Annotated in this window: 21 protein-coding genes and 1 tRNA gene; 8 read left to right on the top strand and 14 right to left on the bottom strand. The window is 51.2% G+C overall.

The genetic code is table 11. The features are described 5' to 3' along the window. Positions 1-13 precede the first annotated feature (13 nt). The 8 genes from ggpS to DXY38_RS12675 all read right to left on the bottom strand — a co-directional run bounded on the left by ggpS (position 14) and on the right by DXY38_RS12675 (position 7,304). Complete coding sequence (gene ggpS, locus DXY38_RS12710; RefSeq protein ID WP_115071926.1) at positions 14-1,510, bottom strand: glucosylglycerol-phosphate synthase; 1,497 nt, start codon at positions 1,508-1,510, stop codon at positions 14-16. A gap of 68 nt (positions 1,511-1,578) precedes the next feature. Beyond that, positions 1,579-2,130, bottom strand: coding sequence for a peroxiredoxin (locus DXY38_RS12705; RefSeq protein ID WP_115071925.1), 552 nt, complete (start codon positions 2,128-2,130; stop codon positions 1,579-1,581). A 34-nt stretch (positions 2,131-2,164) separates the two neighbouring features. Continuing rightward, positions 2,165-2,401, bottom strand: coding sequence for a 50S ribosomal protein L28 (rpmB, locus tag DXY38_RS12700; RefSeq protein WP_006852613.1), 237 nt, complete (start codon positions 2,399-2,401; stop codon positions 2,165-2,167). 61 nt (positions 2,402-2,462) lie between these two features. Beyond that, a complete protein-coding gene (gene htpG / locus DXY38_RS12695) occupies positions 2,463-4,367 on the bottom strand; it encodes a molecular chaperone HtpG (protein WP_115071924.1) in 1,905 nt (634 codons plus the stop codon). A gap of 224 nt (positions 4,368-4,591) precedes the next feature. Next, positions 4,592-4,816 carry a ferredoxin family protein gene (locus DXY38_RS12690; RefSeq protein ID WP_006852611.1) on the bottom strand — a complete coding sequence of 75 codons (225 nt, stop codon included), beginning with the start codon at positions 4,814-4,816 and terminating at the stop codon, positions 4,592-4,594. Positions 4,817-4,843: 27 nt separating this feature from the next. After that, complete coding sequence (locus tag DXY38_RS12685; RefSeq protein ID WP_115071923.1) at positions 4,844-6,022, bottom strand: ATP phosphoribosyltransferase regulatory subunit; 1,179 nt, start codon at positions 6,020-6,022, stop codon at positions 4,844-4,846. 47 nt (positions 6,023-6,069) lie between these two features. Further along, complete coding sequence (locus DXY38_RS12680; protein ID WP_115071922.1) at positions 6,070-6,936, bottom strand: inositol monophosphatase family protein; 867 nt, start codon at positions 6,934-6,936, stop codon at positions 6,070-6,072. Beyond that, entirely contained in the window at positions 6,936-7,304 is a 369-nt protein-coding gene (locus tag DXY38_RS12675; protein ID WP_006852608.1) for a 2Fe-2S iron-sulfur cluster-binding protein, read from the bottom strand. The genes DXY38_RS12680 and DXY38_RS12675 overlap by 1 nt, the downstream gene beginning before the upstream one ends. Before the next feature lie 46 nt (positions 7,305-7,350). Between DXY38_RS12675 and DXY38_RS12670 the strand changes: the two genes are divergently transcribed. Both DXY38_RS12670 and DXY38_RS12665 read left to right on the top strand, forming a co-directional pair. Next, a tRNA-Ser gene (locus tag DXY38_RS12670) sits at positions 7,351-7,437 on the top strand. Positions 7,438-7,957: 520 nt separating this feature from the next. After that, a complete protein-coding gene (locus DXY38_RS12665; protein WP_115071921.1) occupies positions 7,958-8,770 on the top strand; it encodes a phycobilisome rod-core linker polypeptide in 813 nt (270 codons plus the stop codon). Positions 8,771-8,860: 90 nt separating this feature from the next. Here DXY38_RS12665 and pstB read toward each other — a convergent pair whose 3' ends face one another. Genes pstB through pstC form a run of 3 tightly spaced genes read right to left on the bottom strand, consistent with a single transcriptional unit; the run spans position 8,861 to position 11,591 of the window. Next, positions 8,861-9,679 carry a phosphate ABC transporter ATP-binding protein PstB gene (gene pstB, locus DXY38_RS12660; protein ID WP_115071920.1) on the bottom strand — a complete coding sequence of 273 codons (819 nt, stop codon included), beginning with the start codon at positions 9,677-9,679 and terminating at the stop codon, positions 8,861-8,863. 58 nt (positions 9,680-9,737) lie between these two features. Continuing rightward, positions 9,738-10,640: a phosphate ABC transporter permease PstA gene (pstA, locus tag DXY38_RS12655; protein ID WP_115071919.1), complete on the bottom strand. Its 903-nt coding sequence runs from the start codon at positions 10,638-10,640 to the stop codon at positions 9,738-9,740. Positions 10,641-10,643: 3 nt separating this feature from the next. Further along, positions 10,644-11,591 carry a phosphate ABC transporter permease subunit PstC gene (gene pstC, locus DXY38_RS12650; protein WP_038013151.1) on the bottom strand — a complete coding sequence of 316 codons (948 nt, stop codon included), beginning with the start codon at positions 11,589-11,591 and terminating at the stop codon, positions 10,644-10,646. A gap of 142 nt (positions 11,592-11,733) precedes the next feature. Between pstC and dnaK the strand changes: the two genes are divergently transcribed. The 4 genes from dnaK to murQ are packed head-to-tail and all read left to right on the top strand — an operon-like array spanning position 11,734 to position 16,019. Continuing rightward, entirely contained in the window at positions 11,734-13,728 is a 1,995-nt protein-coding gene (dnaK, locus tag DXY38_RS12645) for a molecular chaperone DnaK (protein WP_115071918.1), read from the top strand. Then, positions 13,712-14,617 (top strand): DnaJ C-terminal domain-containing protein, encoded by a 906-nt coding sequence (locus DXY38_RS12640; RefSeq protein ID WP_115071917.1) that lies wholly within the window; start codon positions 13,712-13,714, stop codon positions 14,615-14,617. Before dnaK ends, DXY38_RS12640 begins: the two co-directional genes overlap by 17 nt. 44 nt (positions 14,618-14,661) lie before the next feature. Beyond that, positions 14,662-15,087, top strand: coding sequence for a DUF3110 domain-containing protein (locus DXY38_RS12635; protein WP_006852600.1), 426 nt, complete (start codon positions 14,662-14,664; stop codon positions 15,085-15,087). Beyond that, positions 15,084-16,019, top strand: coding sequence for an N-acetylmuramic acid 6-phosphate etherase (murQ, locus tag DXY38_RS12630; RefSeq protein ID WP_115071916.1), 936 nt, complete (start codon positions 15,084-15,086; stop codon positions 16,017-16,019). Before DXY38_RS12635 ends, murQ begins: the two co-directional genes overlap by 4 nt. Here murQ and mtnP read toward each other — a convergent pair. Next, entirely contained in the window at positions 16,013-16,930 is a 918-nt protein-coding gene (gene mtnP, locus DXY38_RS12625) for an S-methyl-5'-thioadenosine phosphorylase (RefSeq protein WP_115071915.1), read from the bottom strand. The genes murQ and mtnP overlap by 7 nt on opposite strands. A gap of 85 nt (positions 16,931-17,015) precedes the next feature. Here mtnP and DXY38_RS12620 point away from each other — a divergent pair, with 85 nt between their 5' ends. Further along, positions 17,016-17,441: a peptidylprolyl isomerase gene (locus DXY38_RS12620; protein ID WP_006852597.1), complete on the top strand. Its 426-nt coding sequence runs from the start codon at positions 17,016-17,018 to the stop codon at positions 17,439-17,441. 4 nt (positions 17,442-17,445) lie between these two features. Here DXY38_RS12620 and ribBA read toward each other — a convergent pair whose 3' ends face one another. Further along, a complete protein-coding gene (gene ribBA / locus DXY38_RS12615; RefSeq protein WP_244279130.1) occupies positions 17,446-19,056 on the bottom strand; it encodes a bifunctional 3,4-dihydroxy-2-butanone-4-phosphate synthase/GTP cyclohydrolase II in 1,611 nt (536 codons plus the stop codon). A gap of 101 nt (positions 19,057-19,157) precedes the next feature. Between ribBA and argC the strand changes: the two genes are divergently transcribed. Next, positions 19,158-20,222: an N-acetyl-gamma-glutamyl-phosphate reductase gene (argC, locus tag DXY38_RS12610; protein ID WP_115071913.1), complete on the top strand. Its 1,065-nt coding sequence runs from the start codon at positions 19,158-19,160 to the stop codon at positions 20,220-20,222. On the opposite strand, the gene purN is transcribed toward argC, so the two are convergent. Continuing rightward, a complete protein-coding gene (gene purN, locus DXY38_RS12605; protein WP_115072064.1) occupies positions 20,202-20,900 on the bottom strand; it encodes a phosphoribosylglycinamide formyltransferase in 699 nt (232 codons plus the stop codon). The genes argC and purN overlap by 21 nt on opposite strands. Position 20,901: the final 1 nt, after the last annotated feature.

Genomic DNA, 20,901 nt, shown 5'->3' with positions numbered 1-20,901 from the left:
TGCAAATTCATCTTCAAATACTATTCTGACCTTCGAGAGCATTCATTTGCTCACTAACCCAGTCACTCACTGTAAAACTCTCGACAGCACTGCTCATCCTGCTCATACGTTTAATCTGTTCATCGTTTGGCATTTCTAGGGCGCGTTCAATCGTCTCGTCCATCTGTCGATGGGAATAGGGATTAGTCAAGATTGCTCCATCAAGAACAACAGAAGCACCCGTAAATTCTGACAGAACTAAAACACCGCCCCGATCCTTACGTGCTGCCGCATATTCCTTTGCGACGAGATTTAAACCATCACGTAGGGGTGTAATCCAACAGATATCTGAACGCGTAAACCATGCAACCATTTCCTCATAGGGTATGCGCCTCGTGGAGAACCGAATAGGAACCCAATCAATCAAACTAAATCGACCATTGATGCGACCTGCCGTTTCTTCGATCGTACGTTGGGTATCTTCGTAGATTTTCATGCCGCTTGCAGCGGCAACACAAGCGAGCATGAGCACAACCTTCCCATGCCAATCAGGTCGACGTTCCAGTAGACGTTCGAAAGCAAGCAAAAGCTCTTCATTGCCTTTGGTGTAGTCAACTCGGCTAGCAGACAGAATGAGCTTTCTACCTTTTTTGGTGTCGTCATCAATTTTATCGGCCAATTCTTGAACATCATCCCGACCTGCAAGTTCCTGAATAACATCCGGAGATGTTCCAACAGGAGAAGACAAGAGTTGAATCTTACGGCCCTTGTAATGCAAGCAAGGGGTCTCCGAGGGTTCGGTTAAGGCGGAGCCAGTTGAGACGAAACGAGGATTGACAGGTTGCTTCGCTCCCTTCTTGGCACCGAGTAAGCAGTTGGCCGCACGGGCAAAGTTTTCGGTATAACGGGGAATATGGAATCCGACAACATCACAACTTAGTAGGCTTTCAAGAATTTGCTCACGCCATGGCAAAATGGCAAAAACATCATTACCAGGGAACGGCGTATGATGGAAGAAAGCAATCTTTAAATCAGGCCTTAATTCTCTGATATAGCCAGGAACAAGCCATAAATTGTAGTCATGAACCCATACAGTGGCTGATTCAGCTGCCTGCCGACAGGCAGCTTTAGCAAATCTCAGATTAACTTCTTCAAAAATACCCCAATCTGCATTGTTGACATTAAAATGGGTTGGGAATGTATGCAGAATTGGCCAAAAGGATTCTTTCGATGTGACGTGATAAAAGCTTGATATCTGATTCTCTTCTAGGGGAATTCTGCACAACGTAAAGGGGCTGGGATCCGACATCGAAATGCTTTCATCATTCGAATCTTCAACATTGTCAACCTTCCGCCAGGCGATCCAAGTGCCATTTTCTCTTGTGCGGAATAAATTCCTTAATGTAGGAATAATCCCATTGGGACTTTTCTGATCGCACCAAATTCTCTTGCCATTTTCATCTCTTCCTTCATCAAATGGCGTGCGATGGTACAGAAGAATGAAAGGACTTTGTCCCTTTGTGACCGCCATGCTTCACCTCTAGTTTTTGGCTCTATAGAGCCATGGTCAACCCTCCATCTCTAACACGCACAGATAACTCAACCAGTCTGTAACTCATTGAGACGCGTTAGCACCTCCTTGGCATGACCGACGGGACGGACTCCTGTCCATACAGCTCGAAGAACAGACTCGGGATCGATGAGAAACGTATGCCTCATCGAGTATGGAGCCATCCACGACCCGTAGGCTTTGCTCACGAGGCCATCTGGATCGGAGAGCAACGGAAATTTCAACTCCTCAGAGTTACAGAACGACTCGTGATCGCTGACGGAGTCAGCACTGATCGCAACTACCTCTGCCCCTTTCTTTTGAAAGGCAGGCAACGCATCCTGAAAGCCATGAGCTTCGATGGTGCAACCAGAAGTGAAATCCCTCGGGTAGAAGTAAACCACCAACCAACGTCCTTGGAGGTTGTTCAAACTCCAACGCGTTTGTTCTGGATGAACACTGCTGAAACCTGGAAGATCAAAATCGGGAGCTTTGATTCCGATCTCAGGAGCTTGACCGCCCAATGCACTGACTCGGCCGGGAGCCAATAAAACAAACCCTGCCCCCAGAACTGCAGTCTGGAGGAGGGATCGTCTATTCATGAAACCGTTTTAAGTGAACGGATTCTAGAGAGATTCAGAGTTTTGCGAGGTTGATTCCCAGGGAGCGGGCGTAGGCACCCAAACCCTTTTTCTGGATGGTCTTCAGAGCTCTGGTGGTGATACGCAGGTTGATCCAACGTTTGCCCTCTGCCCACCAGAGACGACGCTGCTGCAGGTTTGCCTGTTGCAGCTTTTTGGTGCGTATATGCGAGTGGCTCACAGCCATGCCGTTGTTGGCGCGAGTACCTGTGAGCTGACACACCCGTGACATAACGGCGTCCTTGAGAAAGCGATGGCCAATGGCCGAACCAATACTTTAGCAAAGTGTCTGCTTAGAGTCCTCGCTCCATCAGACGGGACATCAGCTGCAAATTTTTGGTTTGGAAAGTTGCAAGCTCTTTCGGATCAAGTCCTCCTACAGACAACTTGGCTGTTTCGTACAAGTGTTGGGCCAGATCACGGGCAAGCATTTCGCTAGGCGATTGGCCGGCATCGCCAACAATGACACCGCCTGATTGAAGTTTAAGTAAGCCTTCAACAAGGGGATGTTTTTGATTGACGAGCAGAACGTGATAGTCGGGCAATCCCGGTAGCCGCTGATCCATGAGCGCACCAATGTCGTTCATGCGGCGCATCTGCTCAGGGAGCAAAATCAAAGCGGCAGGCCCTTCAGACCCAGATTTAAGAGCTTGGACCTGGATCGTAACTTTATCGTTATCAAGGGCATCTTTGATCAACATTCTCAAGCTTTCACTTTTCGTTTCTCCATCACCATCACTCAACTCTGGCGTATCCTCTTTAAGGGATGAATCCAACTCAGCATCAACACGCTGGAATTTTAATTCATCATGACGAGATTCAAGCCATGGAATAAACTGACTATCAATGATTGTATCTGCGAACAAAACCTCACGATCCTGCGAAGTCCATAAGTTCAATGCTGCTGATTGTGAGACTTCGTCAGTACAATATAAAATGATTTTCTCATCGGCAGGCAGCCTTCCGCGATAACCCTCAAGGGTGGTGAAGTTGCGTTCATTCCCTTTAATGGGGTCGCAATGTTCGCTTGAAGAATCGGAGGTACTGGTAGCGAACATCACTAGTTCTTCTACCTGATCAGCAAACTTATCGTCTTCCATCGCTCCAATTTTTACAAACGGTGCTAAGGACTCCCAAGCTTCTGCATAGGCTTGTGGATCGTCTTTTTTAAGGCTGCGCAGTCGATCAGAAACCTTCTTAGCAACAAAATTACCAATGGAACGAACGCGACGATCAGTCTGCAGAGCACTTCTGCTCACATTTAAAGGAATGTCGGGAGAGTCAATGACTCCCCTTAGCGGAAGAAGGTAACGGGGAACCACCTCTTTGATGGAATCGCTAACAAACACTTGGTTGCAATAAAGCTTAATTTCTCCCTTCTCCCAATCAGCTCTACCGGTTTGCTTGGGAAAAAATAGAATGCCCTGCAAATTGTATGGATAATCGGTATTTAGATGAACCCACAGCAAGGGGTCACCCTGGAATGGGTAAAGATAATTATAAAGGTCAATATAATCTTGATCAGAAAGCTCCCGGGCACTTTTACGCCAAGGTGCCACCATTTTATTAATTGTTTCTCCTTCAAGCTGTACTGGTACTGACATAAAGTCGCAGTACGTATTAATCAGCGTCTTTATTCTGGCTGGCTCTATATATTCCATTTCCTCCTCCATGAGATGAAGGATGACATCTGTTCCAGCGTCGGATCGTTCAGCTGCGGTCAAATTAAAATTAGGAGAACCGTCGCAAGACCAACGCACGGCTTCTTGGTCAGGCTTTGCAGACCTCGTAAGCAGTTCAACCCGCTCTGCCACCATAAAGCTCGAGTAAAAACCCAAGCCAAAGTGACCAATGATCGCATCATCTTCCTGCTTGTATTTCTCTAGAAAATCTTCAGCGCTTGAAAAAGCAACTTGGTTGATATAGCGCTTCACCTCATCTGCCGTCATACCAATTCCGTTATCGGAAATGGTCAAGGTTTTGGCCTCACGGTCTACATGAATTTTTATCGCGCCATCATCCCCCTCGCTGCAATCCCCTGCCATTGCTGCCATTCGCCGTTTGCTGATCGCATCAACGCCGTTGCTGACAAGCTCGCGCAAAAACACCTCATGGCCGGAGTAAACCGCCTTTTTGATGATTGGGAAAATGTTCTCGGTGTGGATCTGAATTTGACCCTGTTCGTCCATCACCGCCATACCAACAACTTGTAAAACTGAAGTTTAGAGATGCACCCTGTCGAGGCACAACAGCTAGTAGAGGGGGGTTCTCCGAACCTCATAATCCAGGATGATCCTCAATGGCATAAAAAAGCCAGCAAAATTCTTCCAAAAAGGCTTTTTACAAAAACACTCCCACGTTCAACAAGACAATCAAGAATGGAGCATGTTCTTCTCAACGTTGATCCAATGAGAGGATGAAATCAACCAGGTGTTTGAAGATCCGCTCGCTCCTCAGGAAGGATGGCATTGGCTACAGGGCAAACCTGCAGGCAAATGCCGCAATCAATACACGTATCAAAATCAATCCAGTAAAAATCTGTCCCTTTTTTATTTTTCCCAGCTCCTGGATTGATGCAGGCAACAGGACAAGCATCAACACAGTCAGCAACGCCCTCGCAGATATCGGTGACGATCGTGTGTGCCATAACTGTTGGTTGTCTTGCCTGGGCAATCTAATCAGACAACCAGTCGATGGTGTTGCACCCCGAGGGTTGCAGACGCTGATCGGCTTCTTCACGATTTCGACAAGGCCTGAGATCACATTGGGCGACTTGTCCTTGGGCATGCCAGCTCGTCTGTTTCAACAGAGCCTTTTCAAGTGTTGAATCATCGCTCCAGCAAACTAAAATGCTGGGTTGCCTCTTGACATGTTCGGGGCTAGAGCCAGGAAGATCACGAATATCGTCAAGGCAAAAACTGAAGCCCACTCCTCCAGCATTCAGCTCACCTTCGCCGCAACGTTGCACGAGGCCGTCATAGCGCCCGCCGCGGGCAATCACAACGGGAGCTGACACACCCTGGCAAACCAACTGAAACACCAAACCGTCATACAGCTCATGATGCGGATGAAAGGTTGGGTCCAATTGAAGGGTCAACGATTGTTGTTCAGCGAGTGGACTGAGATGCAGAAACAATCGTTTCAAGTCATTGAGCACTGGCTGTGAACCGAAACTTTCTCCCAAAAGATCAAGAATGGTTTGGGGTGTACCTCGACAGTCCAGTAAGTTCAGCAACCGTTTGAGATCCGACGCCTCCAGCCCCATGGCTTCGAGTCCGAGTCGGTCGTATTGAATTAAGCAAGTGCGAATCTCTTCCCGTATAGGAGGTTCAAAAGGAGCCAACACCAATTCCATCAAGGACGTGTGACCAATCAAGAGTTGGGGTTGATGCTCACCAAGCAGCGAGAGAGCATTCATCGCTTCTAGAAGCAAGGTGAGAAGTTCGAGTTCTGCTGCCAGATCCTTAACGCCAAAGAGCTCTACACCACTGTGCAGTTTTTCCTCGATGCACAGGCCTCCCTCTTCAGCCGTTCGACTCTCGAAAATCGTTCCGCAAGCACAGAGTCGTAGAGGTCTCGGTCGATCTTTGAGTCTTGTGCAGGCAGCTCTAGCAATGGAAGCTGTCATCTCTGGTCGAAGACCCAGGGGGTCATCGGCCACAAGTCGAACGACGTCATGACTGGCAATCGCACCCCCCGCCATCAGTGTGTCGAGCCGTTCCACCTGCGGGGGCGACACCTCGTCGTATCCCCAATGGCGATAGACCATCGCCAACTGTTCTCTCAAATGCTGATTCTGTTGGACCTGCTTCGGATTCAGATCTCGAGCGCCCGTGGCGGGTTGCAGGGCCATCCAGCTAGTCAACAAATCACGAACAGTGATCCTATGACTGCCGATCCTCAAACTCCATAAAGCTTGGGCTCCAAGGCGGTCACCCGTGAGAGTTCTTGCTTGAGGGGGAGATGGAGCCCTGGTGATGTCGCAAGAATCCTGCCTTCCTGCACAGCAAAGGCTGAATCTTTGTAATCACCAACACAACCACCAGCACAGGCCACCAATGCGGCACCTGCCGCAAGATCCCAGGGAGCCAAACCCCGCTCCCAATAGCCGTCCAGGCGTCCAGTTGCCACAAAAGCCAGGTCAACAGCAGCGGCACCACCACGACGAACACCGCGACAACGATGGGTTAGCCAACAAAACTCGGCGTAATTGTTGTCAATTCGCTCATGCCTGTCGTAAGCGAATCCCGTGACAAGAAGACTGTCTTGCAAAGAGCTGCAGTCACTGACCTGAATCGGAGCATCGTTGACAAAGCTCCCTTGATTGGGAGAACACCAATAGGTTTCGTTGAGGAATGGAACGGCCACGGAACCCAGCAGGGGCTTCCCCTTCCAGATCAAGCCCACAGAAGTGGCGAAGAATGGATAACCGTGGGCAAAGTTTGTCGTTCCATCGAGAGGATCCACGCACCAACACAACGATCCCGGCGTGCCACTGGATCCCGATTCTTCCGCAAGGATCGAAATGGTTGGAGTGTGTTCTCTTAAGTAGTCGAGAACTACTTTTTCAGCAGCCACATCGGCGTTGGTGACCAAATCACCCACACGACCCTTGCTTTCGATGCTGCTGAGGCGTCCGTAATGCTGCATCAGCACCGCTGCTCCCAGGTTGGATGCAGCTCGGGCTACCTCAGCAAGCGTTTGCTGCGTGGAATCATCGAGTTCTGCATCGAGGGCAACCTGTCGGCAATCAAGCATGGGAGCCATCACTCATCCTCCAAAGGAAGGCCAGGGCGAACCTGACCACGTCCGAAATGACGTCCAAACTGAAGCTCATACACCTCATCCTCATCTTGCGTGATCGCTTCAAGGGGACCCATGGCTCTTGCCACGCAAAGCAAGCCATATCCCTGTTGCCTGAGCTCTTTTGAGAGTCCCATGGCCTCTGTTTGATCCAGAGATCCCTTTTGAACCTTCACCGCGCAGGACGTACAGCAGCCATTCCTGCACGAGAAAGGAAGCGGATCACCCTGCTGCTCGAAGCTTTGGAGGATGTACTCCCCCTCAGGAACCTGATGGGTAATCGTCCGTCCAGCCTGGGGCCAGTGAATTGTGACTGTGTGATTTGGTCTCATATCAGGCCCTCAGGAAACGCCCTGCTACATTCTCAACTCAGCCACTGGAGAGGTGGCCGAGTGGTCGAAGGCGCAGCACTGGAAATGCTGTATAGGGGCAACTCTATCGAGGGTTCGAATCCCTCCCTCTCCGTTCAAGCTCCTCACTCCCTTGCTTCGCAAGGGTTTTTTTATGGGAACTCCCTTCTACAAAGGGGGACGTTCCACCAAGAAATGGTCATGAAGGACGTTCCATCAAGGAATGACCATGAAGGACGTGCCACCAAAACCGGCTTAAGACCGAGAAAGCTAAAACAACAAAATCGAACCATTCATTGTCGTCAACACATCAAAGGACTAGGAATTACTTTCAGGCAAAAATAAAAGCAAAATACAGTCGAAAATCCAACATTTCAAGAACGAGAAAATATTTATTGAAAAATGTATAAAAAGTACTCACAACTTTACGCAAGAAACACAAATGCAAAAAACATAGAAATACAGGCGTCAACTCACAAGGTATTTATTTTTCCTAAGCAAATCAATTACAACAATTTAACACCGTAAGATCGCTTACCCACGCACATCTACAGACTTGCAAAAGACAAGTTCTAGTTTTGCATTCTAGTTCAACGTGCACTGGGTAAGTACTCTTTTTCTCGCCTAAATCACTCATGCCAAATCACTCCTCTGGGCTACTTGTAAACGAAGCATCAAATCGGAAAACTCAAATTTCCTTTGCAAGCAATTCTGGCACCAAGAATGGGACAGCATTAACGAACGCAGAGTATAGAAAAAAACATTGCCTAAACATGAAGATCAGCATCGGTCCTAGATCCCACGAAAATTGTCCATTTGGAGTAACATTTCAGGAATTCCATCCATCTAATTCTGAAGCACATGAAATTGCTATTGCTGCTATTTATAAGCAAATATTCGGGAATTTAGGACTTACACAATCACAAAGGATGCCAGAACTGGATGCGCAGCTATTGGATGGTCGCATCACTGTAAGGACGATGGTGAAGGCCTTAGCCAAAACAGAAGTCTACAAACAAGTTTATTTTTATCAAGTCTCACCATGGCGATCTATTGAACTGCTTTTTAAGCACCTCCTAGGGAGATCACCGATCTGCAGAGAAGAAGTTGCTACAAAAACAAAACATCTGCATGACTTCGGCTATGAGTCACTCGTGGACAGCTTTGTCGATTCCGCAGAATATATAGAAGTCTTTGGAGATTCGATTGTTCCTCATAAAAGAGCCTTCAAGTCAGAAGCTGGTATGAGAACGATTGTCTTTAAATCCTCCTTAGAAATGCATAACCGAGAGGCATCAAGTGATAGCGCCTTAGGAACAAGAGCCCTCACTCAGCCAATTTTGCTAAAAAGAAGCAATATCTCCCTATTCAAAGGATCGAATTCATCGATATCAAAGACCACAAGATTCTGGGAAGTGCCAACAACCAGCAAAAGAGTGTACTGGTAAATAGTCGTTAATCAAGGGCCCTTCGCTGTCTTTCAAAAGTTAAATCTGGAGATTATCCGAAGGGCCACCAAACCATCATCAGACGCATCATCAACCAAAGCGTCCAGAAACATAATCTTGGGTGGCCTGCTGCGCTGGAGCATTAAAAATTTTGTCTGTGTCATTGAATTCAACGAGATAGCCTACTTTTCCTGAGCCCCCTTCAAGAGCCTCAGCATTAAAGAAAGCTGTCATATCACTCACACGAACAGCCTGCTGCATGTTGTGAGTCACAATCACAATCGTGAAACTCTTCTTGAGCTCATGGATGGTTTCCTCAATCTTCAAGGTTGAGATGGGATCAAGTGCAGAACAGGGCTCATCCATCAAAATAACTTCAGGCTCTATCGCGATGGTGCGTGCAATACAAAGACGCTGCTGTTGACCACCTGAAAGTGAATTTCCACTCTCTTTGAGCTTGTCTTTGCATTCATCCCATATGGCTGCTTGGCGTAATGATTTTTCTACTAATTCATCCATATTGCCGTTATATCCGTTGATACGTGCTCCAAAGGCTATATTTTCATAAATGCTTTTCGGAAAAGGATTAGGTTGCTGAAAAACCATTCCGATTCGTCGCCGCACTTCAACAGGGTCAACATCGGGAGCGTACAAATCCGCTCCATCAAAAAGAATTCTTCCATGAAGAGAGCATCCCTCAATCAAATCATTCATACGATTAAGGGCACGTAATAATGTCGACTTACCGCAACCTGAAGGTCCAATAAAGGCCGTTACTTTCCCTCTCGGGATATCACAAAATACATTCTTTAAAGCTTCAAAATCACCATAGCTAATGGTTGCATTCTGAATTGATATGCAAACGTCAGAATTCGGATTGGGTAACTCTGGAGAAGATGAAGCGGTCATGAATGGAAAGAACGTTGAGTCTGCAAGTGAGTTGCTAAAACGCCGTTGAGCGTGCGTTTCATTGATTGGCTATCCTCCCGAGCCAACGAGCCAGCAGGTTCAATGCAAGTATGAACACCACAAGGATAAAGGAAGCAGCCCAAGCGAGTTGATTTTGAACATCGTAAGGCTGGGCTGAAAAATTATAAATTAAGACAGATAGAGTTGCAATTGGTTCGAAGATCCCATTGGGCCAAAAAGGTGAAAACAGCGCTGTAAAAATCAACGGTGCTGTTTCACCAGCCGCTCTAGCAATCGACAACACCACTCCTGTTGCAATGGGGGTAAAAGCCTTGGGGAGAGTGATTTGGCTCACGGTCACGAAGTGAGATGCCCCGACGCCAAAAGCAGCACGCCTGAGGTCGTTAGAGACAAGTTTCAAGCCTTCATCCGTTGTTTTGACCACGGTGGGAAGCATCAGGACAGAAAGGGCTGCTCCTCCTGCAATTGCGCTGAAGGTATGGCCAAAAAGGATTCGTGTAGAAACAATCACTCCATAAATGAAAACACCGGCAATGATTGATGGCACGCCAGCAAGAACATTGGTGCCAAATCGAATAAATTGAGAAAATCCCTTGCCAGTGGAGTACTCAGCCAAGTAAATCCCACCTCCAACGCCAATGGGAATGGCGAGCCATGTGGCAATAGCTGTCACAACAATACTGCCAAGAATTGCATTGCCAACACCGCCACCTGATCCCCCTGGAGGCGGAGGAAGTTGGGTAAAAAGATCAATGTTTAAACTTGCCACTCCCTTGATCAGAATATAAATAAGAACGGCAATCAGGGGTAAGACAGCCAAACAAGCAAAAACTCCCGCCAAGAACGACAACAGTCGGCTACTGATATTGCGCTTTCTCCAGCTTTTGTAGCTCAGATCGGGAATGCCTTCAGCAGACCTTTCGATGGAGGAATATTTCATATTTTAATACTTAAGACTCAGACGTTTCACAAGCCATTGAGCCATGATGTTGACAATTAAAGTCATAACCATCAAGACGAATGCTGCGTACATAAGGGAAGAGAGCTGTCCTACGTCTGCCTCCCCAAACTGGTTCGCAAGCATGGCTGAAATGGTATTTCCGGGAGCCAACAATGACCAACTAAAAACATTGGAGTTTCCAATAATCATTGTGACGGCCATGGTTTCTCCCATGGCTCTGCCGAGAGCGAGCATCACTCCACCAACGATTCCTGATACGGCCGCAGGGAGTATCACGTTCAAAATGGCTCCCCATCGCGTCGCACCAACGCCATAGGCAGCTTGGCGCAGTCTCATCGGTACTTGATTTAATGAATCGCGGGCAATAGCAGTAATAATCGGTAAAATCATCACAACAAGAATCAAAATTGCCGGTGCAATCCCTGGTCCCAATGGCTCCGTACTAAAGAAGGGAATCCAACCGAAATCCTCATAGAGAAACATGAGAAATGGGTGAATAAATGGCTCTAAGATAAAGATTGCCCATAACCCCAAGACCACTGAAGGGATGGCCGCCAGGAGCTCAACCATCAAGCCAATAATATTTCTGATTTTAAGCGGAATAATATTTTCAGTAATGAATATTGCCGTACCTACACCCAAAGGAACAGCAATCACTAGTGCCAAAAGAGAAGTAACGAGCGTTCCATAAATTGCCGTGAAAGCACCGTATTCGTCATCAACTGGATTCCAGTTGGACGTGACCAAAAACGACAGTCCGTAGCGACCCATCGACTCCAACGATCCCCAGAACACCACCACAAGGATGGAGATAAGGATCAGCGCAACCATGGAGGCCATGACGACGACGAGCTTCTTGAAACTGCCATCCACCAACTTTTCAGCCGGTGGTCTGCTTCGAAGCAGATATTGAGCCTTGAATTGGTTCACTCTGCTGGCAGACAGATTGCGGAACCGTACCCGCGCGCCGGCTGTTTTGCAGGTAAGCGAAAGAACACCACAGAATTCCTCCGCATAAGAGCTTGGTGATTGGAGTTTGGACCGTTAGCTTGGAGACACCAAATACGCGGTTATGGGCCGGATCGTCGGAATCGACCTGGGAACCACGAATTCCGTCGTCGCCGTGCTTGAGGCCGGTCGACCGGTGGTGATTGCCAACGCGGAAGGCACGAGGACCACGCCATCGGTTGTTGGCTACACAAAAGAGGATGAGCTGCTGGTAGGGCAGCCCGCTAGGCGTCAACTCGTTCTCAATCCTCGCAACACTTTTTCCAATCTCAAGCGTTTTGTTGGACGCGCCTGGGATGAACTCGACGACAACACACTCACCGTTCCTTACACCGTTCGTGCCAACAACCAGGGCAACGTTCGTGTGGCCTGTCCTCAGACCGAACGGGAATATGCACCGGAAGAGCTTGTCTCGAGCATCTTGCGCAAGCTTGTTGACGATGCCAGCACGTACCTAGGCGAAACGGTTGACGCCGCCGTTCTCACCGTTCCGGCCTATTTCAATGATGCCCAGCGTCAGGCGACGCGGGATGCGGGACGCCTCGCCGGCTTATCGGTGGAACGGATTCTCAATGAGCCCACGGCTGCAGCCCTGGCCTATGGCTTTGATCGCAGTGCTGTTCGTCGTGTTCTTGTCTTCGACCTGGGTGGAGGGACCTTTGATGTGTCGCTGCTTCGGATCGCCAATGGTGTTTTCGATGTAAAGGCCACCAACGGCGACACCCAATTGGGTGGCAATGACTTTGATCAACTCATCGTTGATTGGCTTGCTGATGCCTTCCTCCAACAACATCAAATTGATCTGCGCAGGGATCGCCAAGCGCTTCAACGTCTCACTGAAGCGGCCGAAAAAGCCAAGCAGGAACTCTCAGGCGTTTCGACCACACCGATCTCCCTGCCCTTTATTGCCACCGGTCAGGAAGGCCCCCTTCATATCGAGACCACTCTCGATCGCAAAACGTTTGAAGGACTCTGTCCTGATCTGCTTGATCGACTGCTAACCCCCGTTCAGGCAGCGCTTCGAGACTCAGGCTGGCTCGCAGAAGACATTGATGACGTGGTGCTTGTGGGTGGCAGCACACGGATGCCCATGGTGATGCAGCTCGTGAGAACGTTGATCCCCCATGACCCCTGTCAGTCCGTCAACCCTGATGAGGTGGTTGCTGTGGGTGCCGCCGTTCAAGCCGGAATCATCACCGGTGAGCTGAGAGATCTGCTTCTCAACGACGTCACACCTCTGTCCCTTGGATTGGAAACCGTGGGGGGACTCATGAAGGTCCTGATTCCTCGAAATACGCCAATTCCAGTGCGTCAATCCGACGTGTTCAGCACCTCTGGTGCCAATCAATCGTCTGTGGAAATTCATGTTTGGCAAGGTGAGCGTCAAATGGCGCAAGACAACAAGTCCTTAGGCCGTTTCCGCTTATCAGGGATTCCACCTGCCCCCCGTGGTGTCCCTCAGATCCAAGTTGCGTTTGACATCGATGCCAACGGAATTCTTCAAGTGAGTGCAACAGATCGCACCACGGGTCGAAAGCAATCCGTCACGATTCAAGGGGGCTCGAATCTCAATGAAGACGAATTGCAAGCACTCCTCGCCGAGGCGGAAGCTCGCTCCGATGAAGATCGCCGCAAGCGTGCTGCGATTGAGCGGCGCAATTCAGCCCTGACGTTGGTGGCGCAAGCAGAGCGACGTTTGCGTGATGCAGCCCTTGAGCTTGGTCCCTATGGCGCCGAACGGCAGCAGAGGAGCGTAGAAATGGCGATGCGTGATGTTCAGGATCTGCTCGAGCAGGATGATCCGCAACAGTTGGAAATGGGCGTGAGTGGCCTGCAAGAAGCCCTCTTCGGGTTAAACCGCCGTCTCTCTGCAGAACGAAGCAGCGAGGCGGGGCCTTTGCAGGGCATTCGCAGCACTCTCGGAACGCTCAAAGACGAACTCTTCGCAGACGATGATTGGGATGATGACCCTTGGTCCACGGGCAACACCCGTTCCGATGAACGCATGAGAAGTGGACGTCGCGGAATCGACCCCTGGGATGATGACTTCTATCGCTGAGCCCGATTATTGGGCCCTCCTTGGTCTTGATCCAGGCAGTGACGGAGACTCGCTGAAGAGAGCCTTCAGGCGCGAAGCAAGGCGATGGCACCCGGATCTCAACGGGAACGATCGCCAGGCGGAAGAGCGCTTCAAACTCGTCAATGAGGCCTATGCCGTCCTCAGTGATCACGACAGGCGCGTCGCCTGGGAGCGTCAACGCAACGGTCGAAGTCCCAGCCAAGACCCATTTGCTTCAGGGTTTCCTGATTTCGAGGAGTATCTCGCCGTTGTTTTGGGCATCGGTGATCCTCCAGCGCCTGATCGTGTCGAATCCGCACACAACGCTGATCAACAGCAAACGGAGCACAGACCAGCCCCATCTCCCCAACCTCCCCCACCTGTTCGCTCGCAGGACAATCTCGAAACAACGGTTGTGCTGACCCCTGACCAGGCCCTTCACGGCACTGCTGTGAACCTGGAGCTCTCCGACGGAACGGTGATCGAGGTGGATACACCTCCCTTTGCGGGGGATGGCTGGCGCCTCCGCTTAGAGGGAGTGGCACCGGGTGGACGGGATCATTTTTTGCAGTTGCAAGTGGTCACCGAGGAGGGCCTACGCATTGATGGATTGCGCGTGCTGTACCGCTTGGAACTGTTTCCACCGGATGCAGCCCTTGGATGCGCGGTGGATGTTCCAACGCTGTCCGGATCCGTGACCCTTCAAGTCCCTCCAGGTTCATCGAGCGGTCGCCTGCTGCGACTTCGCGAACGTGGCCTCGTCTGGAACGACCGCCAAGGAGATCAGCTGGTGGAGGTGGTCATCGTGATTCCTGCCCATCTGAACGATGACGAACAAGCCCTCTACCAGAGGCTTCAGGAACTGAGCTTGGATCAAGGGCGGATCTGATCCAGGACTTTCGATGAGAGACTGAAGGCGACCTCAATCAGCTCATGCTCGTTCACGTCCTTCTTTACGACGCCGGTCAGGACAGTGAGGGCATTCATTCCCTTGAGTTGTCTGGCCAGACCGTGGTTTTGATGTTTGAAAACTGCGACGATGCCGAACGCTATGCAGGCCTGCTAGAAGCCCAGGACTTCCCAACTCCCACGGTCGAAGCCCTCGATCAACACGAGGTGGAACTCTTCTGCACAGAGGCTGGGTATGAGGCGCGACTGGTCGAAACTGGCTTCGTACCCACATCGGACGATGAGCGCTTGATGCTGGCTCCTCCGAGCTCCAATCGAGACGTAAGTAATTGGCAATCTGAAGATCCATCTGTCGATTCATCTGTCGATCCATCCAGCGACAGCGTTCCGTCATCCAGCGCGAATGATGGACTGGATGATGTCCGCCGTCGTCTGGAGGGTTTGTTGTGAATCCTTCTGAAAATCGGGGTTATCTCACAACAGAGCAGTCGAACCCCCGCAGCACTGATTTGGACGTGTTGTCCACCAATGCGCTGGTCAAGCTGTTCATCGACGAAGATCGCAAACCTCAATTGGCGGTTGAAGGCGCGTCTGAAGCTCTCAGTGCTGCCGTCGATGCTGTGGCCATGCGCTTAAGCAAAGGCGGACGGCTGTTTTACCTCGGAGCAGGAACCTCGGGCCGCCTTGGCGTGTTGGATGCCGCTGAATGTCCTCCCACCTTTTGCAGTCCACCCGAACTGGTACAGGGGGTCTTGGCGGGGGGTGCTCCGGCCCTTCTTCGTAGTTCAGAGGGCCTTGAGGATCTAGAGACAGCGGGGGTTGACGACCTCAAAAGCCATCAATTCGGATCGGATGACTGCCTGGTCGGCATTGCCGCTGGTGGCACCACGCCCTATGTCCGTGGTGCACTCCAATACGCCTTGGAGTTAGATGCCCTGGCCATTGCCATGGCCTGCGTTCCTGCAGAACAAGCACCCATGCCTTGCCACCTGGATATCCGCTTAATCACGGGACCAGAGCTGCTGACTGGATCAACGCGTTTGAAGGCGGGAACCGCCACAAAAATGGCACTCAACATCCTTTCCACCGGGGTGATGGTGAAGTTGGGAAAGGTGTATGGAAATCGCATGGTCGATGTCGCAGCAAGCAACAGCAAGCTGGTCGACCGCTCGCTCAGAATTTTGAGCGATCTCGGTGGTCTGTCGCGTGAGAAAGGGCTTCCCCTGCTGACGGAAGCCAAGGGATCGGTGAAACGAGCACTGGTCATGGCGGCTGGATCCATGGATCTTCAAGAGGCTGAAGCCCTGCTTGGTGATTACGACGGAAACCTGCGCAAGGCCCTTGGTTCAATCGGAATCACCCTGCAGTCCACGGCTCATTGAGCTTGAGCGCTTGCGGGCCCCCAATAGGCACTCGTAAACAAATCCAGACGGGTCCTGGTCGCGGCTGGAACGGCATCAGGAGGCGTCATCAAGGCATCTTTAAGGGCGTGATGGGCAGGGGAAGAAGGACGTTCACGGCCTAATTTCTCCATGAGAGCGAAGAGGATCGGCCCCGTCGCAGTGGCATTGGCCTTGAGGTTGTCAATGATCATTTCAACGGTCACTGCGTCGTGCTCCGTATGCCAACAATCGAAATCGGTCACCATGCTGAGAGAGGCATAGGCAATTTCGGCTTCGCGTGCCAAACGGGCTTCGGTGTGGTTCGTCATGCCAATCACATCACAACCCCAATTGCGATAGAGCTCACTTTCTGCTTTGGTCGAGAAAGCCGGACCCTCCATGCACAGGTAGGTTCCACCGCGATGCAGCTTGTGTCCGGACGGCATCTCGTTCGTTGCTGCTGCTGCAAGCAGATCACTCAGGCGCTCACAAAAGGGTTGCGCCAGGCTGACGTGGGCCACACAGCCATCGCCAAAGAACGAATGCGGCCTCTGCCTCGTTCTGTCGATGAACTGATTGGGAACAACCATGTCGCGAGGGCGCAGATGCTCCTGAAGAGATCCCACGGCAGAGACCGAGATCAACCAACGCACCCCTAAGGAGCGCATCGCCCAGATATTGGCTCGGTAGGGAACTTCGCTGGGAAGCAGGTGATGCGAGCGCCCATGGCGGGCAAGAAAGACCACCTCAACGCCATTCAGTTGACCGACGCGCAAACAATCAGAAGGAACACCGAATGGGGTGTCCAACGTGACCTCTTCAACCGATTTGAGCCCATCAATCGCATACAAACCACTGCCACCGATGACACCCACTCGAGCGTCTTGGAGGGAGGAATGGAGTGTGGACATGCTTTAGGGGAGGCGCACATTGTCACTCATCTTGCTCGCTTGCCTAAGATTCGTTTTTGCCTTTGGTGCCTTGACGACAGTCCTGATGAAAACGGATGCCGGCCAGATCAAGCTGGAAATGTTCGATCAAGATGCGCCGAACACCGTCGCCAATTTTGTGAAGCTCGCGCGCGAAGGTTTCTACGACGGTCTTGCCTTCCACCGCGTCATTGATGGTTTTATGGCCCAGGGTGGATGCCCCAATAGCCGTGAGGGAGCCAAAGGGATGCCTGGAACGGGTGGTCCTGGTTACACCATCAATTGCGAAATCAACAGCCGGAAGCATGCTCCAGGCATTCTTTCCATGGCCCACGCCGGTAAGAACACGGGCGGAAGTCAGTTCTTCATCGTCCATGAGGCACAGCCCCACCTCGACGGCGTTCACACCGTGTTTGGACAAACCGGAGACATGGATGTGGTTCTTGCCTTGAAAAACGGCAGTCGCATTGAAAGTGTGACGGTGACCGACTGATCCGTTAGGACCAATGAATCAGAATCGGCTGGTCAGACGTCTCTGACCAGCCGATTTTTTTGTTGTTCCGCAACGAAGCCAAATCCATTTCTTCGCGATTGAGTTGCAAAGACGGATGGAGGCGCTGTTCGGCTTTGGCCGTTTTTAAGAGACCGAGTCTCTTTGTTTCCGGCCAAGACGCCAAGGTATTCAGAAACTGCTCAATCGCCGATGTTTCGCCTGAAACAGCCCAAACGAATTGAGGGCGTTCCCAGAGCGCAAGCAACCTTGGTGTTTGTTCTGGGAGGAGGCTAAGGCTTAATTTTGAAGCTAATATCTCTGCCCTATGCAGAAGATCCGGCAACTCAGCGATCAGGTCTTCACCACAATCCCAGGCTAGAGTTACAACATTTGCTGCGTTTTTTTCATTAAATAGGTGCCCCAATTTATCGCGCTTTGTGGCTAAATAATTCGCATTATGATCGCCCGGATTAATGATAAGAGGAATTCGACTGACCACTTCCAGCCCATAGCCACCAAGTCCTGCAATTTTTCGTGGATTGTTGGTCAGGAGCCTTAGGCGATGAATCCCCAGATCACCCAGAATTTGAGCACCCACTCCGTAATTGCGCAGATCTGCTCCAAATCCAAGCTTCTCGTTCGCTTCGACGGTGTCGAGACCTCCGTCTTGGAGGCTATAGGCCTTCAACTTATTGATCAGACCAATCCCACGGCCTTCTTGCCTTAAATACACAACAACGCCTTCACCTTCCTGCTCGATTTGCGATAACGCGGCCTCAAGTTGTGGTCTGCAGTCACAACGCAGAGAACCAAAGGCATCACCCGTGAGGCACTCCGAGTGCATGCGAACCAAAACAGGTTCTTGCAATTGCCCAGGCACTCCTTTCACCAGAGCAACATGCTCACTGTTGTCCAGTTCATTGCGAAATCCGATCGCCTGGAACTGTCCGAACTGACTGGGCATCACAGCCTGAGCATGTCGACGCACGAAACGTTCGTTCTGCAGCCTGTAGCTGATGAGGTCAGCAATGCTGATCAGCCGCAATCCAAATTGTTTGGCGTAGTCCTGAAGTTCTGGCAGACGGGCCATCGACCCATCGGAATTCTGAATTTCACAAATCACCCCCGATGGAATCAGTCCAGCGAGCTGGGCAAGATCAACAGCAGCTTCTGTATGTCCTGCCCGCTTAAGCACGCCTCCAGAACGGGCCCTCAGCGGAAACACATGACCTGGACGCCTGAGATCTGATGGTTTCGCATCAGCCCGAAGCACAACTTGAATCGTGCGAGAGCGGTCTTCCGCAGAAATTCCGGTCGAGACGCCATGCTCTGGCCCGGCATCGATACTCACCGTGAACGCCGTCTGATTTTCATCGGTATTGCGATCGACCATTAAGGGGAGGTCGAGGGCATCGAGACGATCTCCTTCGATCGCGAGACAGATCAAGCCCCGGGCCTCTTTGGCCATGAAATTGATCTGCTCTGGCGTCGCAAACTGCGACGCACAAATCAAATCTCCTTCGTTTTCGCGGCGTTCGTCATCGACCACAACAACGCACTCGCCATTACGGATGGCGTTGAGGGCGTCAGGGATGGAGTCAAAGATCGGATCCATGCCCTCGGCAGCTTCGGCTGAATGGCTCAGCGTTCTAGGTATCCAACAAGTACTCATCATGATCGACGCCAGTACGATCAGCCGATCAATCTGCTCCGTTCATGGCGATCAAACGAGTTGCGGTCATCGGAGCATCCGGTTATGGGGGCTTGCAAAGCCTGAGGCTGTTGCAGGGCCATCCTGATTTTGTCGTCGGCTTTCTCGGCGGAGAACGCAGTGCTGGCAAGCGTTGGAGCGAGCTTTGCCCGTTTTTGCCCTTGCCGGATGATCCCCTGGTGGAGACGCCTGAGCCCGCAAGAATTGCCGAACGTGCTGATGTGGCCTTGCTCAGCCTTCCCAATGGACTGGCAAGTGGCCTGGTCCCTGAGCTTCTGGAACGAGGCGTTCGGGTCGTGGATCTCTCCGCCGATTACCGCTACCGCTCGCTCGACCAGTGGTCGGAGGTCTACGCCCAGGAAGCTCGCTCTTGTAAGCGGACGGATAGCGAACTCTGTTCTGAGGCGGTGTACGGGTTGCCTGAGTGGAATGCCGCTGCCATTGCTTCAGCTCGATTGGTCGCAGCACCGGGCTGCTTTCCCACCACAAGCCTGCTTCCACTCCTGCCCTTCCTTAAACAAGGATTGATCGAACAGGACGGGGTGATCATTGATGCGAAAACGGGCACATCGGGTGGAGGACGCGCGGCTAAGGAACATCTGCTCCTGGCAGAAGCCTCTGAATCGATCTGTCCTTACGGCGTCGTCGGCCATCGCCACACCTCAGAAATTGAACAGATGGCCAGTGAGATTGCCGGATGTGCGATCCAGCTGCAGTTCACACCTCATCTCGTGCCGATGGTGCGAGGACTGCTCTCAACCGTCTATGCCCGGTTACGCGATCCCGGACTGACGGCCGAAGACTGCACCACAGTTCTGGACAGTTTTTATCGCCATCACGCCTGTGTCACGGTGTTGCCAGTGGGAACGTACCCAGCAACGAAGTGGGCAAAACACACCAACTGTGCCTTTTTATCCGTGCAAGTAGACAACCGAACGGGACGACTTGTCCTGATGAGCGCTGTTGACAACTTGATGAAAGGACAAGCTGCGCAAGCGATTCAATGTCTCAACCTCATGGCAGGACTGCCTGAAGCGACAGGATTACCACTAACTCCCTTTTATCCCTGAGCTCTGGCGCCACTTCACTCCTGCAAGAGCGATCGCCCAGGGCAAAATGCGATGCTCCTGGGCTTGAATTCGCTTGGCCAAGGACTCCGGACTGTCGTTTGGAAGAACTGGAACGGCCGCCTGAGCGATCACGGGGCCCGTATCGACATCAGCCTGAACCAGATGGGCCGTGCAACCACTGATCCGCACCGACGCTTCAAGCGCCTGCCCAACCGCATCGAGGCCTTTAAAGCTGGGGAGAAGGGATGGATGGATATTGAGCAATCTGTTGGGGAAGGCTTCTATCAGCACTGGCGTCACAATCCTCATCCATCCAGCCATCACAATCAATTCCACGTCTGCTTGAAGAAATGCCTTCACAAGAGCGTGATCAAGCCGTTCTCTTGTCTCAAACTGTCGGTGATCCCATAACTGGCATGGAATGTTGAGCCGTTGGGCTCTCTGTTCAGCGCCACAGCCTTGATTGTTGACCACTAAGAGGCGGATGTCGGCATGGAGAGCGTTGGCTGCGATCGACGCTTGAATCGCCTCAAAATTGCTGCCGTTACCCGATGCCATCACTCCGAGTCGGAGAGCTGGCTGAAACGTTGGCCATTCCTGAATCGAAGGGGAGTTCAACGCAAGACCTGAATCGAGTGAATCAGCCACACAGTGGCTAAGGTTCAAAGGCGAGGGCATC

The sequence above is a fragment of the Synechococcus sp. UW179B genome (genome assembly GCF_900474245.1).
In the GTDB taxonomy this organism is placed as follows: domain Bacteria; phylum Cyanobacteriota; class Cyanobacteriia; order PCC-6307; family Cyanobiaceae; genus Synechococcus_C.
The sequence above is the reverse complement of the archived record's forward strand: the minus strand, read 5'-3'. Positions and strand labels throughout refer to the sequence as shown.

Excerpts from the sequence above, each read along its gene's own strand:
- mtnP (WP_115071915.1), bottom strand. The coding sequence starts at position 16,930 with ATGTCCACACTCCATTCCTCCCTCCAAGACGCTCGAGTGGGTGTCATC.
- DXY38_RS12705 (WP_115071925.1), bottom strand. The coding sequence starts at position 2,130 with ATGAATAGACGATCCCTCCTCCAGACTGCAGTTCTGGGGGCAGGGTTT.
- ggpS (WP_115071926.1), bottom strand. The coding sequence starts at position 1,510 with ATGGCGGTCACAAAGGGACAAAGTCCTTTCATTCTTCTGTACCATCGC.
- purN (WP_115072064.1), bottom strand. The coding sequence starts at position 20,900 with ATGCCCTCGCCTTTGAACCTTAGCCACTGTGTGGCTGATTCACTCGAT.
- DXY38_RS12675 (WP_006852608.1), bottom strand. The coding sequence starts at position 7,304 with ATGAGACCAAATCACACAGTCACAATTCACTGGCCCCAGGCTGGACGG.
- rpmB (WP_006852613.1), bottom strand. The coding sequence starts at position 2,401 with ATGTCACGGGTGTGTCAGCTCACAGGTACTCGCGCCAACAACGGCATG.
- DXY38_RS12685 (WP_115071923.1), bottom strand. The coding sequence starts at position 6,022 with ATGGCCCTGCAACCCGCCACGGGCGCTCGAGATCTGAATCCGAAGCAG.
- pstB (WP_115071920.1), bottom strand. The coding sequence starts at position 9,679 with ATGACCGCTTCATCTTCTCCAGAGTTACCCAATCCGAATTCTGACGTT.
- argC (WP_115071913.1), top strand. The coding sequence starts at position 19,158 with ATGGCGATCAAACGAGTTGCGGTCATCGGAGCATCCGGTTATGGGGGC.
- htpG (WP_115071924.1), bottom strand. The coding sequence starts at position 4,367 with ATGGCGGTGATGGACGAACAGGGTCAAATTCAGATCCACACCGAGAAC.
- DXY38_RS12690 (WP_006852611.1), bottom strand. The coding sequence starts at position 4,816 with ATGGCACACACGATCGTCACCGATATCTGCGAGGGCGTTGCTGACTGT.
- pstA (WP_115071919.1), bottom strand. The coding sequence starts at position 10,640 with ATGAAATATTCCTCCATCGAAAGGTCTGCTGAAGGCATTCCCGATCTG.
- ribBA (WP_244279130.1), bottom strand. The coding sequence starts at position 19,056 with ATGGATCCGATCTTTGACTCCATCCCTGACGCCCTCAACGCCATCCGT.
- DXY38_RS12620 (WP_006852597.1), top strand. The coding sequence starts at position 17,016 with ATGAAAACGGATGCCGGCCAGATCAAGCTGGAAATGTTCGATCAAGAT.
- DXY38_RS12635 (WP_006852600.1), top strand. The coding sequence starts at position 14,662 with ATGCTCGTTCACGTCCTTCTTTACGACGCCGGTCAGGACAGTGAGGGC.
- DXY38_RS12665 (WP_115071921.1), top strand. The coding sequence starts at position 7,958 with ATGCCAAATCACTCCTCTGGGCTACTTGTAAACGAAGCATCAAATCGG.
- dnaK (WP_115071918.1), top strand. The coding sequence starts at position 11,734 with ATGGGCCGGATCGTCGGAATCGACCTGGGAACCACGAATTCCGTCGTC.
- DXY38_RS12680 (WP_115071922.1), bottom strand. The coding sequence starts at position 6,936 with ATGGCTCCCATGCTTGATTGCCGACAGGTTGCCCTCGATGCAGAACTC.
- DXY38_RS12640 (WP_115071917.1), top strand. The coding sequence starts at position 13,712 with ATGACTTCTATCGCTGAGCCCGATTATTGGGCCCTCCTTGGTCTTGAT.